Annotated in this window: 11 protein-coding genes; 1 reads left to right on the forward strand and 10 read right to left on the reverse strand. The window is 43.0% G+C overall.

Annotated elements, in window-relative coordinates:
- Nucleotides 1-17: 17 nt before the first annotated feature.
- From murC to mraZ, 10 genes are all read right to left on the reverse strand, one after another.
- Nucleotides 18-1,370, reverse strand: a complete 1,353-nt coding sequence (murC, locus tag H562_RS0107270; RefSeq protein ID WP_027376897.1) for a UDP-N-acetylmuramate--L-alanine ligase — start codon at nucleotides 1,368-1,370, stop codon at nucleotides 18-20.
- A gap of 57 nt (nucleotides 1,371-1,427) precedes the next feature.
- Nucleotides 1,428-2,537, reverse strand: a complete 1,110-nt coding sequence (gene murG, locus H562_RS0107275; protein ID WP_027376898.1) for an undecaprenyldiphospho-muramoylpentapeptide beta-N-acetylglucosaminyltransferase — start codon at nucleotides 2,535-2,537, stop codon at nucleotides 1,428-1,430.
- 70 nt (nucleotides 2,538-2,607) lie between these two features.
- Nucleotides 2,608-3,837 (reverse strand): FtsW/RodA/SpoVE family cell cycle protein, encoded by a 1,230-nt coding sequence (locus tag H562_RS0107280; protein ID WP_027376899.1) that lies wholly within the window; start codon nucleotides 3,835-3,837, stop codon nucleotides 2,608-2,610.
- Complete coding sequence (gene murD, locus H562_RS0107285) at nucleotides 3,838-5,184, reverse strand: UDP-N-acetylmuramoyl-L-alanine--D-glutamate ligase (RefSeq protein ID WP_027376900.1); 1,347 nt, start codon at nucleotides 5,182-5,184, stop codon at nucleotides 3,838-3,840.
- A 1-nt stretch (nucleotide 5,185) separates the two neighbouring features.
- Nucleotides 5,186-6,427: a phospho-N-acetylmuramoyl-pentapeptide-transferase gene (gene mraY / locus H562_RS0107290; protein WP_027376901.1), complete on the reverse strand. Its 1,242-nt coding sequence runs from the start codon at nucleotides 6,425-6,427 to the stop codon at nucleotides 5,186-5,188.
- A gap of 14 nt (nucleotides 6,428-6,441) precedes the next feature.
- A complete protein-coding gene (locus tag H562_RS0107295) occupies nucleotides 6,442-7,902 on the reverse strand; it encodes a UDP-N-acetylmuramoyl-L-alanyl-D-glutamate--2,6-diaminopimelate ligase (protein WP_027376902.1) in 1,461 nt (486 codons plus the stop codon).
- A 43-nt stretch (nucleotides 7,903-7,945) separates the two neighbouring features.
- Nucleotides 7,946-9,937, reverse strand: a complete 1,992-nt coding sequence (locus tag H562_RS0107300) for a penicillin-binding transpeptidase domain-containing protein (RefSeq protein ID WP_027376903.1) — start codon at nucleotides 9,935-9,937, stop codon at nucleotides 7,946-7,948.
- Entirely contained in the window at nucleotides 9,921-10,286 is a 366-nt protein-coding gene (locus tag H562_RS0107305) for an FtsL-like putative cell division protein (RefSeq protein WP_027376904.1), read from the reverse strand. The genes H562_RS0107300 and H562_RS0107305 overlap by 17 nt, the downstream gene beginning before the upstream one ends.
- A 17-nt stretch (nucleotides 10,287-10,303) precedes the next feature.
- Complete coding sequence (gene rsmH / locus H562_RS0107310; protein WP_027376905.1) at nucleotides 10,304-11,197, reverse strand: 16S rRNA (cytosine(1402)-N(4))-methyltransferase RsmH; 894 nt, start codon at nucleotides 11,195-11,197, stop codon at nucleotides 10,304-10,306.
- A gap of 55 nt (nucleotides 11,198-11,252) precedes the next feature.
- On the reverse strand, nucleotides 11,253-11,723 hold the full coding sequence (gene mraZ, locus H562_RS0107315; RefSeq protein ID WP_027376906.1) for a division/cell wall cluster transcriptional repressor MraZ: 471 nt from the start codon (nucleotides 11,721-11,723) through the stop codon (nucleotides 11,253-11,255).
- A gap of 253 nt (nucleotides 11,724-11,976) precedes the next feature.
- Here mraZ and H562_RS0107320 point away from each other — a divergent pair, with 253 nt between their 5' ends.
- A complete protein-coding gene (locus tag H562_RS0107320) occupies nucleotides 11,977-12,756 on the forward strand; it encodes an alpha/beta fold hydrolase (protein ID WP_027376907.1) in 780 nt (259 codons plus the stop codon).
- Nucleotides 12,757-12,770: the final 14 nt, after the last annotated feature.

Consider the following 12,770-nt stretch of genomic DNA (forward strand, 5'->3'; position numbering starts at 1 on the left):
AAAAGTTTACTGTCTCTTTAATTTAACCACTCCACGAGCCCGTCGTACAGTGTGTCGATGTTTCCCGCGCCCACGGTAAGCAGAACATCAAAATCTTTTTCTTTTATTTTATTAAAGGCTTCTTCCAACGTTGAAACCTCCTTTTTTTGAAGTGTGATTTTTTCTGCCAGCCAGTCGGAAGTAATGCCTTCGAAGTTTTCCTGTAATTCGCGCGCAGGATAAATGTCGAGAAGCAGCAGTTCATCAGCTTCGTCTAAACTTTGCGCAAAATTATCCGCAAAATCGTGGGTCCGGCTGTAGAGGTGCGGCTGAAAAACAACCAGCAGTTTTTTGTCGGGGTAGAAGGTTTTGATGGAACCAATAACCGCATTGAGTTCCGTGGGATGATGCGCGTAATCATCAATATAAATTTTTCCGTTTCCGAAGGTATTTTTGGTGTATCTTCTCTTAATACCTTTGAAACTCGCTATCCCACGTTTAAGCATTTGAAAATCAACGCCTAAATTCGAAACTACAGCGAGCGCTGCCGTGGCATTCTCTACATTGTGAATGCCGGGAATTTCCCAGGTGAAATCTGAGATTGTTTCCGTCGGTGTATGAAAATTGAAGGAAGTTTTGTCGCCTATTTCCTGTATGTTGTCGGAATAATAATCTGCCGTCTCATTGACCGCGTACGATTGGGAGCCGCGACCGATGTCGATGCCTTTTTTTACAAACAGCTGCCCGTCATCTGGAACCAGCGCGGCAAATTCCCGAAAACCTTGTTCAATGGTTTCCTTATCACCATAAATATCCAGGTGATCGGCATCAATAGAAGTAACTACTGCCCAGTCCGGAGAAAGTTGCAGAAAACTGCGGTCATACTCATCGGCTTCAACTACTGAAATTTCATCTCCATTAAAAAGGAAATTCGACTTGAAGTTTTCAGCAATTCCTCCCAGTAAACAGGAGAAAGGTAAATCTGCTTCCTTACAGAGATGTGCAACGAGGGAAGAGGTTGTGGTTTTGCCATGCGTGCCTGCCACGGCAATACAGTTTGTATTTTGCGTAACCATGCCCAGCACTTCGGCTCTCTTTAGAATCCGGAAGCCTTCCTCTTTAAAATAATTTAAAATGTCCAGTTTTTTTATGGCAGGCGTATAGATGACGAGTGTATTTTCTTTGCGTAGAGATTTGAGGGTATCGGTGATCTCATCTTCAAAAGTCAAATCAATTCCTTCTGAAACCAGCGCCGAAGTTAGTTTGGTCACGGTTTTATCGTAACCCAGAACTTTGTTTCCCGAGGCGTGGAAATAGCGCGCCAAGGCACTCATTCCGATGCCGCCGGCGCCGATGAAATAAAAGTTTTGATATGTGGTGATGGGTTGCATTGTTTTTTATCTTTTCAAAGCCCTATACTTTATTGCTGCTGTTGCTTTCAGGAGTTTCTATAAATTTAAAGTTTTAATGATTTCATTTACAATATCTTCGGTGGCATGGGGTTTTGCAAAATATTCCAGGTTTTCAGACATTTCTTTTCGCAGGTTCTGATCATCACAAATCCCGAGCAAAGTGGGCAGAAATTTTTCTTTCATTTCGGTGTCTTTTACCATTTTTGCTGCGTTTTTTTCTACTAATGTCAGTGCGTTGCTTGTTTGGTGATCTTCGGCAGCAAAAGGGAAAGGAACCAGCAGCACAGGTTTTTTAGCAATTGCCAGTTCTGAGATCGCGATCGCACCCGCGCGGGACAAAATCACATCTGCCGCGGAGTAAGCGAGAGCCATATCTGAAATAAACTCTTTTAGGAAGATCTGAGATTTAAGATCCGAGATGTGAGACTCTTCACTTAGTGTCTTATATTCTGTTTTTCCGGTCTGCCAGATCAGCTGGAAACCTTTTTCCGCAATGGTCTTGATATTTTCCTTCCAGGCATCATTTAGCGTTTTTGAACCCTGAGAGCCACCTACAGAAAGAATAGTGAGTTTCTCCGGCGAAATACCGAGTTTTTCCTTTGCCGTTGCGGAGCCGATCAGATCTGTGATAATGTTTTTCCGCACCGGATTTCCCAGGAAAAAAGTTTGGGTGCCTTTAAAGAACCGCTCCATATTCGGATAAGCGGTAAATACTGCTTTTGCTTTTTTCGAGAGGAAAATATTTGTTTTCCCCGGCAGTGAATTCTGTTCCTGTACAAAAACAGGTACGCCGAGTGTTGTGGCGGTGAACAAAGCCGGCGCGCTGGCAAAACCTCCTGTGCCGACGGCAAAATCAGGTTTAAAGTTTTTAATAATTCTCCGTGCCTTTGCCAAACTTGCCACCACTTTGAACGGAAGGCCAACATTTTTCAGCAGATTGCCACGGTCGAAGCCTGCGATGTTCAATCCAACAATTTTATAACCGGCTTGCGGAACTTTCTCCATCTCCATCTTACCGTCTGCACCGATGAACAAAAATTCTGCCTCCGGAAATCTTTTCTGGATTTCATCGGCAATGGCGATAGCGGGGAAGATGTGTCCACCTGTTCCGCCGCCGCTCATGAGAATTTTTAGTGTTTTGTTCATTTTATATTATTGTTGATAATCGGTTGATAGTGATTTTAGTACAAGTTCGTCATCAGTAATCATTTACATTTCAGGCGATATCATTTATTTCTTCAATATTTTGTTTTTTGCCCATTCCTTCTTCGTCGTACACCTGGATTCTGGAGCTTACATTTAAAATAATTCCGAGCTGAATATAAGTCACCAGCATGGAGGTTCCACCATAACTGATCAGTGGTAAAGGCTGGCCTGTAACCGGAATCAGGTTTACTGCCACGGCAATATTCACCGCGAGCTGTACAAAAATCATGATCCCGAGACTCAGCACGAGCAAGCTGCCAAAGAACGCAGGCATTTTACTGGCTATCATGATGATCCTGATGATCATAATGAGATACAGGGTGATGAGAAATACGGCGCCAAAAAAACCATACTCCTCCACGATAATAGCAAAAATGAAATCGGAAGCGGATTGAGGCAGCATCTGTTTCAGCGCACTTTTGCCCGGACCCATTCCCGTAATTCCACCGTGAACAATGGCTGCTTTTGCCTGCATCACCTGGTAGTTTTTTGCTTTTAATGTTTCGTCATCTACGTCGGTTGTTTTTTTGGTATTGGTAAAGGTTTCGATCCGGCTCAGCCAGGTGTGAACGCGGTTACTGCCGATGAGGTCGGTCTTTAACGCAAGCAGCATAAACAAACCGATCGCCACACTTGAAAGGCCTACAAAGCCAAAAATGTATTTCTTATTCAGCTGACCGATCACCATTACCGCAAGTGAAACCATTAAAATCATTAAAGCCGTAGAGCCGTTATCTTTTGCTACCAGACCAAAAACGATAAGTACCGGCCCAAAAATGTACAGTATATTTTCGATCGGTAAGCGGTCTCTCTTTATTTTTTTTGTGAGATATCTGCACAGATAGATAACCAGCAGCAAATAGGCGAACGACGAGGGTTGAAAAGAGATCGGTGTGCCGGGGATTTTCAGCCACCGTGAGGCCGAAGCACCATCGATCTGCGTGCCTGTAAACATGGTGAGACACAGCAGCAGAACCATAAATCCGAGAAGTATACTGCTGAGTTTGCCGATATGTTCGTATTTGAAAAAACCAACGCCGCGCATGATGGCCAAGCCCAATACCACAAAAAACATGTGTTTGATGAGGTGCGTGGTGGTGGTTCCGTTATTTACAATATACTCCAAATTGGAACTGGCCGAGTAAACAGGAAAGACCGACGAGAACGAGATCAGTAAGATCACGCTCCAGAGGACTTTGTCGCCTTTTAACAGTTCTAATTTTTGGTCTGAATCCTGCATTTATTTTCCGTCGTTTTCTGTTTTATTTAGTACTTCTTTTTTAAACTGCCGGCCGCGGTCCTCATAATTCTGGAAAAGATCAAAACTTGAACAGCACGGTGAAAGCAGAATGGTATCACCTTTTTGGGCAACCGATTTTGAAACACGTACCGCTTCTTCCATACTGGTGGTGCTGTAGATCAGTTCTTTAGTTCCCTGAAAAAAATCGATGATCTTGGCATTATCTAAACCCAGACACACAATTGCCTTTACTTTTTTCTTTACGAGGTCTTCAATTTCTGTGTAATCATTTCCTTTATCAATGCCGCCTACGATCCAGACTGTGGGCTGTTTCATACTTTCCAGCGCGTAATATGCAGCATTTACGTTGGTCGCTTTACTGTCGTTGATGAATTTTACGCCACCGATCTCGGCGACTTCTTCCAGGCGGTGTTCAACTGCCTGAAAAGTCATCAGCGCGCTGCGGATGCGCTCATTGTTGATCTGCAGAATTTTACCCGCAATCGAAGCGGCAAGGCTGTTGGCGATATTGTGATTACCAACCAGTGAAAGTTCATCAACCTTCATCGAGAACTCATCCTGAAGTTTTACAATGAGTTTATTTTCCTGAATGAAACCGCCTTCCTTCAATTTCTCCTGCGTGGAGAAAGGGATCATTTTTGCTTTGATCTCCAGTTTTTCAAGAAGACTGAGGCTCATCACATCATCCTTATTATAAATGAAGAAATTATCGTTTTCCTGGTTTTCGGCGATCCGGAACTTGGCCAGCGCATATTCTTCGTAATTGTAATTATACTGATCCAGGTGATCCTGACTTAAGTTCAGCAATAAAGAAATATACGGTCTGAAGTTCTGAATATCATCTAACTGAAATGAGCTGACCTCCAGCACATAATAGTCGAAATTCTCATCTGCGACCTGTTTTGCGAAACTCTTACCGATGTTTCCGCCCAAACCTACCTTTAAACCGTCGTTCTTTAAAATATGATAGATCAAAGACGTGGTTGTTGTTTTACCGTTGCTGCCGGTGATCGCAATGATCTTGGCATCTGTAAATTCAGAGGCGAATTCAATTTCAGAAGAAAGTCGGATTCCTTTTTGATTTATTTTAAAAATAATATCAGCCTTTTTCGGAATGCCCGGCGATTTGATGATCCAGTCTGCAGCCAGAATTTTTTCTTCGGAATGCTGACCTTCTTCAAAGTCGATATCGGCATCAGTCAGAAGCTTTTTATAAGACTCAGAAATGGAGCCTTTATCCGACAGAAAAACTTCCATCCCTTTTTTCTTCGCTAAATAAGCTGCGCCGAAGCCGCTTTCTCCTCCTCCCAGGACTGCTACTTTCATATTATCTTACTTTCAGCGTGATTAAACAAATAATGGCAAATAAAACACCCATGATGATCATGCGGTTTACGATCTTACTTTCATGATATCCTTCTTTCTGGTAATGATGGTGAAGTGGTGACATCTTGAAGAGTCTGTTATTCTGCGCATATTCCAGCCCAAATTTTCTTTTTCTGTATTTAAAGACGCCTACCTGAAGCATCACCGAAATATTTTCAATTAAGAAAATTCCGCAGAGTACGGGAATCAACAGTTCTTTTCTTAAGATAATTGCCAGAACCGCAATAACGCCGCCCAGCATCAAACTTCCCGTATCGCCCATGAAAACCTGCGCCGGATACGTATTATACCAGAAGAATCCGATCACCGCACCGACCAGTGCGAGTGCAAAAATCGTGGTCTCACCCATATTGGGCAGGAACATAATGTTGAGATAATCTGCAAAAATGATGTTTCCCGAAACGTAGGCAAAAAAGGATAGGGTGAGCAGGATGACGACACTTGTTCCCGCCGCCAGACCATCGATCCCGTCGGCAATGTTGGCGCCATTGGATACGGCTGTAACAATAAATATCACGATAGGAATGAAAACGATCCATGCCCATTCGTGGGCTTTTTCTGGCGTCATCCAAAATAAAATTCCGCTGTAGTCGAATTCATTATTTTTAATGAAAGGCACGGTGGAAACGGTGGCTTTTTCGGTTGGCATAAAGTTTCGCTCCACATTATTCCGGTTAACTTCTTTAGCATCGGCATACTTTCTTTTTACCGTAATATCCGGATGAAAATACATAGTCACTCCGATGATCAGGCCCAGACCGACTTGTCCGATAATTTTGAATTTGCCGCTGAGGCCGTCTTTGTTTTTTTTGATCTTCTTCAGATAATCATCAATAAAACCGATAGCGCCCATCCAGACTACTGATATAATGAGCAGAACGATGTAAATGTTCAGAACCCTGGTAAAAAGCAGAACGGGAATCAGCGTGGCGATGATGATGATCAGCCCGCCCATGGTCGGCGTACCTTCCTTCTGTTTTTGCCCTTCAAGACCAAGATCGCGGACCATTTCGCCCATCTGCCGCCGACGCAGATAGTTGATGATCTTTTTCCCGAACAGCAATGCAATCACGAGTGACAGCAAGACAGCCATACCTGCACGGAACGATATAAACCGGAACATGCCGAGGCCCGGAATGTGAATTCCGTGACTGTTAAAATATTCGTACAGATAGTATAACATGATCGTTTATTTTGTTATTTCGACATTAATTTTGCCAGTTCTACAATGGTTTCCTTGTCATCGAAATGGTGTTTCACGCCGTTGATTTCCTGGTAATTCTCGTGGCCTTTGCCGGCAACGAGAATAATATCTTTCGGTTCCGCAAATTTGATCGCCATTTTAATCGCTTCTTTCCGGTCAGGGATCGAAGTGTATTTGCTGAAATTTTGCGGTTCTACACCTGCTTCGATTTCTTTTATAATGCTGGTTGGATCTTCGCTGCGGGGATTGTCGGAAGTGATTATCGCCAGTGTTGATTTTCGCGTCGCGATCTTTCCCATTTCCGGTCGTTTTGCATGGTCGCGGTCACCGCCACACCCGAAAACTGTGATCAGCCTTTCATTCTTGGTGCGTATCTGATTGATGGAATCAAGAATATTTTCCAACGCATCCGGCGTGTGCGCATAATCGACGACGAAGAAAATGCCACCGTCTGAGCGTAAAGTTTCAAAACGGCCTTTCACTCTTTTCAGTTTTGACATGGCCTGCAGCACATCGTTTTCATCGAAACCGCATTCTGCAGTTACTGCAAATGCCAGAAGTAAATTGTATACATTGAAATTCCCGGTGAGTGTGGTCCAGAATTCCTTTCCGTTAAAGTTCAGCAACATCCCATTGAAATCACCTTCCACGATTTTACCGTGGTAGTCTGCCATCTTTTTCAAGGCGTAGGATTTCTTCCGGGCTTTTGTGTTCTGAAGCATTACAGGCCCGTTCTTATCATCAGTATTTGTAATGGCCACGGCATCTGCTGAAAGTTCATCAAAAAATCTTTTCTTAACCTTTAAATATTCGGCAAAGGTTTTATGATAATCCAGATGATCATGCGTAATATTCGTGAATCCGGCAATTTTGAATTTAAGTCCTTCCGTCCTGTTTTGATGTATGCCATGTGAGGAAACCTCCATCACCGCGTATTCGCAGCCGGTTTCTACAGCTTGTGCCAACATCTGATTTAGACGTACAATATCAGGAGTAGTATGTGTTGACGGTATTATTTCGCCCGCAATTTTATATTCCACGGTAGAAATAAGAGCAGCTTTAAAACCTAAATTTTTGAAAATATCGTAAAGAAGAGTTGCCGTAGAAGTTTTGCCGTTAGTCCCGGTAATGCCGATCAATGTTAATTTTTCCGAAGGATTTCCATAAAAATTCGAAGCGAGCTGACCGAGGGTTTTCGAACTGTCTGCAACTTTTAAGTATACAATTCCGTCTTGTAATTCATCGGGAAAATGTTCGCATACAACTGCTTTAGCACCGTTGCCGATTGCAGAGCCAACAAAAGCATGACCGTCTGAAACCGTTCCTTTCACAGCGACATAAAGTGAACCTTCCACAGCTTTGCGGCTGTCGAAAACAATTCCCGAAACTTCAGCGTCTTTGCTGCCTTTTGTTTCCAGGACGGTAATTCGGTTCAGTAATTCTGCTAACTTCATTTTTTAATTCACACCTGCTTTTCAGCAAGGCTGACTTTTAATATTAATTCTGCAACTGCAGATAGATTCGCTGGTTTTTTTTAATGAGCGTTCCTTCCAGCGGAAACTGCTCCTTTATACGTCCGACACCTTTGTAATCCACGCGGTAGCCTTGATTCTCGAGCTGGGGAATAATGTTTTTTCCGATCAGACCTACCACTTTCGGCATCTGATTGCCATTTACAGCAATTTTTACCGCAGGGTCAATCATTTTGCTGAGGTCTACTTTCCGGTCGACCAATAATTCCGGTTCTATATTTTGTGGCGTTTTCAGGAAAGTCTTACCGGCGATTTCCTTAAAAACCGGCGCCGAAACGGTGGCACCGTAAAATCCTTTGGAATTGTCGGGCTGGTTGATCATCACAATGCAGGTGTACTTCGGATTGTCTGCCGGGTAAAATCCTGCAAAGCTCGCCTGATACTTTGCGGGACCGTGTTTCCAGTATTCAAAACGTGCAGTCCCTGTTTTCCCGGCCATTTTGAGGTTGGGTGTAAAAATGCTTTTTCCTGTACCTTTTTCAACGGCTTTTGTCAGCGCGCTGGTCATCATTTCCAAAGCCTTGTCCGAAGCCATTTTTTTGACCATGATCTGAGGTTTCGCTTCATATAAAATCTGGCCGTCTTTCATGATCTTATCGATGAAAAGGGGCTTCAGCATTTTTCCTTTGTTCGCTAAACCATTATAAAAAGTAGTGAGCTGCAGCAGGTTAAATCTGGAGGAATAGCCATACGCCAGAGATGCGAGCGTTGCTGCATTCCATCGTTTATCCTGAGGAGTTACGATGAAGGGTTTGGTTACGCCGGGAAGTTCAATATCCATTTTATCGAACATTTTCCAGCGACGAAGATGATCCAGAAAAACCTGGGGTTTATCTGCATAAAATTTGGTGATGAGTTTGGCAGAACCTACGTTGCTGGATTTTGCAAGGACATCTGAGATCTCATAAGTGCCGCCGCCATGTCCGTCGGAAATTCGCTGTTTTGCATAAGTCCACACGCCGTTTCCCACATTTACAGTGGTATTTTCATCAATAAAACCATCATCCATCGCTGCTAAAAGCGAGACCGTTTTGAAGGTAGAACCGGGTTCTGTAGCATCTTTGAGTGCGTAGTTATAGGCGTCTACGTAAACTCCAGGTTCCGTGCGGCGCAGGTTGACCATGGCTTTCACTTTTCCTGTAGCCACTTCCATGAGCAAAACGCAGCCGTGTTCAGCATCAAATTTTATAAGCTGTTTTTCCAGAGCCGAATGCGCAATATCCTGAATTCGCAGGTCGATCGTGGTGTACACATCTTCGCCGTCAACCGGTTCATTCACCTTCCAGTAATCAATCGGTTTCCACTGGCTGGAGTTTACGCGCTGCTCCAAACGTGTGCCGTCTGTTCCGGTGAGATATTTTGAAAAAGCACCTTCAAGACCGGATTTTGCAATGCCGTTATCCATACCGATCGTTCCTGCGCCGATCTGCGTGGTCGCCAGCTCCCGTTTGAAATTCCTGTCCACGATGAAGCCACCGCGGTTTTTGCCTTTTTTAAATATGGGGAAGTTTCGGATGCGGTCGTAATCATCGAAATCGAGACCTTTGACCAGCGAATAGTATTGGTTCTTTGCTTTTTTCTGCTGATCCAGCCGGTCGCGGAAATAACTTCGTGGCTTACCGAACATGGCAGATAATGAATCGGAAAGCGCGGCGATATTGTTGGCGTACACGCTGTCCTTCACAGTTTTGAAATCCAGATACACATCATAGCGCATCACCGTGGTGGCGAGAATGGATCCATCTGAAGCATAAAGATTTCCGCGTGCGGCTTTTAAAGTGGCCTCCCGATAGTTTTTGTTGATGTAATCGTCTTTAATCTCCTGAACATTAGTGTTTTGTAATATGAGAATACGTGCCAGAAAAACTATAAACAAGATAAAGGCAAACCCCGCAAAGAAGTAGCCCCATCTCAAAGTTTTTGAGCGCTTATTTTCAAATTCATTTCGCACCGCCATCTGTACTGTCTAGTTTTACCAATAATTTATGTGGATGATTTTCTAAGGATAACAGTGAATCCTGCACCATTTCTTTGCCGAGTTCCGATTCCAGCTTTACTTTTATCAAGCGGCTTTGTGCATATGCATTCCGTGATTTAAATTCTTCGGTCTGCTCTTTCAGTTCGTTGACCATTTCAATCTTTTGGCTCACCAGGTGGTTACTGTAGATCATTACCATTAATAATACAAAAACGAGCAAAAAATATTTGTAATGAATCTTCACCTCATCACGGTTCAGGAAATTACCTTTTACCAGATCGATAAAAGTGAGTTTCTTCTGAGTGCGGTATGTAGGTTTCTTAGCCATTCTGTAGTTATAAAAATCTAAATCTTAATTCCCACGCGCATTTTGGCGCTCCGTGCACGCGAGTTTTCTTTAACTTCGGCCTCATCGGGGACAAAAGCTTTGGTCTGCAGCAGGTCAAATGCTTTGGAGTAATTACCGTAAATATCTCTTTCGGGTTCGCCTTCGAACATGCCGTTTTTCAAAAATCTTTTCACCAGTCTGTCTTCCAGTGAGTGATAGGATATCACTACAAGTCTTCCTTTGGGTTTCAGCATTTTATAGGACTGGAGCAACAGTTCCTTTAAAACATCGAGTTCCTGGTTTACTTCGATCCGCACGGCCTGAAAAACCTGTGCGAAGAATTTATTCTGTTTGAATTGCGGAATGTAGCTGAATACTTTCTTCAGATCTTCTGTCGTTTCAATTGTTTTAATTTTCCGGTGATGTACAATTTCGCGCGCCAGTTTTCTCGCTTCGCGCAGTTCGCCATAATAATAGAAAATATCTGCAAGTTGCTCTTCTTCATATTCATTAATGACTTTTTTTGCATCCAGGCTCTGCATTACGTTCATGCGCATATCAAGTGGCGCGTTATTTCTTGTGGAAAAACCACGTTCGGCTTCATCAAACTGATGGCTGGAAACGCCAAGATCGGCCAGAATTCCATCAACGCGCGGTTCGCCATAGACCATCAGTGAATTTTCTAAAAATCTGAAATTCTGATTGATAAGTGTAAAACGATCATCCTCAATCGTATTTTTTAGAGCATCCAGATCCTGGTCAAAAGCGTACAGTTTCCCTTTAGGAGAAAGTTTCTCCAAAATTGCCCGCGAATGTCCGCCGCCGCCGAAGGTAACGTCCACATAAATACCGCTGGGATTTGTAACCAGATCATTTACACTCTTGTGCAGCAAAACGGGATTGTGATACATTCTGTCTTATATATTAAGGAGTACAGGAATTTTTGTTCCGGCAATTCCGGGGTTTTTAATTTTCTTCGTCGCCGAAGCTGAGGTCGCCCATCACTTCTTCGGCCAGTTTTGCAAAATCATCTTTGGAAGCAGCAATGATGTCTTCGTAAGCATCTTTGTCCCAGATCTCAAACAGTTCGCCTGCACTTGTAATCACGATTTCCTTTTGCAGGTTTGCAAATGAAGTCAGGTCTTTCGAAATTTGCAGGCGGCCGGCGTTATCGGGTTCTACGGTTTTCAGTCCTGCGGTGAACTGTCGGATGAAGTCTGCATTTTTCTTTTGAAAACGGTTCAGCTTATTGATTTTCACCATCAGTCTGTCCCAGCCCTTCATTGGGTAAACCTCCAGACAGGTCTGGAACACAGAGCGTTTCACTACGAAGGGCTCATCGCCGAAATCTTCCATCTGTCTCATCAGAGAAGAGGGAAGTTTTATGCGACCTTTGTCGTCGATCTTACATTCGTATGTGCCGATGAAATTCTTCATTTGGGACAAATTTATATAAAAATTTCTAAAACCTCCCACTTTTTCCCACTTTTTGACTTAATGTGTATAAGTTTATATTTCGGTAATTAAAATATTGATATAAAAGTCTTTACGCCGTTGAAAGTTATATGCAGCACTTATGGTCAACACCCTCGGTAACTGTTGTCTGCATAATATTTTTTTATGATTTTTTCACGCTTAAATTATAGTTGGGCTTAAATTTGTATTTTTGCAAGGCTTATAAGGCATTTTTATGAGATTTATTACCAAAACAGAAAAGAAATTCTCTTTCATCGAAGCCGGGGAGGGTTCACCGTTAATTCTACTTCATGGATTGATGGGTGGTTTGAGCAATTTCGACAAAACCGTAAATTTTTTTTCTGAAAGAGGTTATAAGGTCTTCGTACCGGTGCTTCCGGTTTATGACCTGCCGGTCTTAAATACAAACCTGACTACAATTGCAAAATATGTGGCCAAGTTTATTGAGAAAAAATGCACAGAGCCGGCCACTGTGGTAGGGAATTCCATGGGTGGGCACATAGGTTTAATTCTTACATTGGCCCGTCCTGAACTGGTTAAAAATCTTGTTTTAACAGGCAGTTCCGGTCTTTATGAAAGAACATTTGGCGACAGTTTTCCCCGTAAATCGGACAAGGAATACATCCGAAAGAAAACCGAAGAAGTGTTTTATGATCCGGGTGTCGCGACAGATGAACTTGTAGATGAGGTTTTTTCGGTAGTGAATGACAGAATGAAAGGCATTAAAACCGTAATGCTTGCAAGAAGCGCCATCAAACATAACATGCTCAACGATCTGCCCAAAATTACCACCCCCGTGTGTTTGATTTGGGGCAAAGAAGATAATGTAACGCCGCCAGGCGTAGCAATTGATATGGATAAGTTTCTGCCCAATTCGGATCTCTATTGGATTGAAGAATGCGGACACGCGGCGATGATGGAGAAACCTGATGAATTCAATGATATCCTGTACAGCTGGTTGCAAAAGACCGAAAATAAAACATTGGGAGTTTAGGCTTCCATTTTTTT

The sequence above is a fragment of the Kaistella palustris DSM 21579 genome (assembly GCF_000422265.1).
Classification (GTDB): domain Bacteria; phylum Bacteroidota; class Bacteroidia; order Flavobacteriales; family Weeksellaceae; genus Kaistella; species Kaistella palustris.

Bases quoted from the DNA above. Each gene is read 5' to 3' on its own strand.
- murC (WP_027376897.1), bottom strand. From the start codon at position 1,370: ATGCAACCCATCACCACATATCAAAACTTTTATTTCATCGGCGCCGGC.
- murG (WP_027376898.1), bottom strand. From the start codon at position 2,537: ATGAACAAAACACTAAAAATTCTCATGAGCGGCGGCGGAACAGGTGGA.
- H562_RS0107280 (WP_027376899.1), bottom strand. From the start codon at position 3,837: ATGCAGGATTCAGACCAAAAATTAGAACTGTTAAAAGGCGACAAAGTC.
- murD (WP_027376900.1), bottom strand. From the start codon at position 5,184: ATGAAAGTAGCAGTCCTGGGAGGAGGAGAAAGCGGCTTCGGCGCAGCT.
- mraY (WP_027376901.1), bottom strand. From the start codon at position 6,427: ATGTTATACTATCTGTACGAATATTTTAACAGTCACGGAATTCACATT.
- H562_RS0107295 (WP_027376902.1), bottom strand. From the start codon at position 7,902: ATGAAGTTAGCAGAATTACTGAACCGAATTACCGTCCTGGAAACAAAA.
- H562_RS0107300 (WP_027376903.1), bottom strand. From the start codon at position 9,937: ATGGCGGTGCGAAATGAATTTGAAAATAAGCGCTCAAAAACTTTGAGA.
- H562_RS0107305 (WP_027376904.1), bottom strand. From the start codon at position 10,286: ATGGCTAAGAAACCTACATACCGCACTCAGAAGAAACTCACTTTTATC.
- rsmH (WP_027376905.1), bottom strand. From the start codon at position 11,197: ATGTATCACAATCCCGTTTTGCTGCACAAGAGTGTAAATGATCTGGTT.
- mraZ (WP_027376906.1), bottom strand. From the start codon at position 11,723: ATGAAGAATTTCATCGGCACATACGAATGTAAGATCGACGACAAAGGT.
- H562_RS0107320 (WP_027376907.1), top strand. From the start codon at position 11,977: ATGAGATTTATTACCAAAACAGAAAAGAAATTCTCTTTCATCGAAGCC.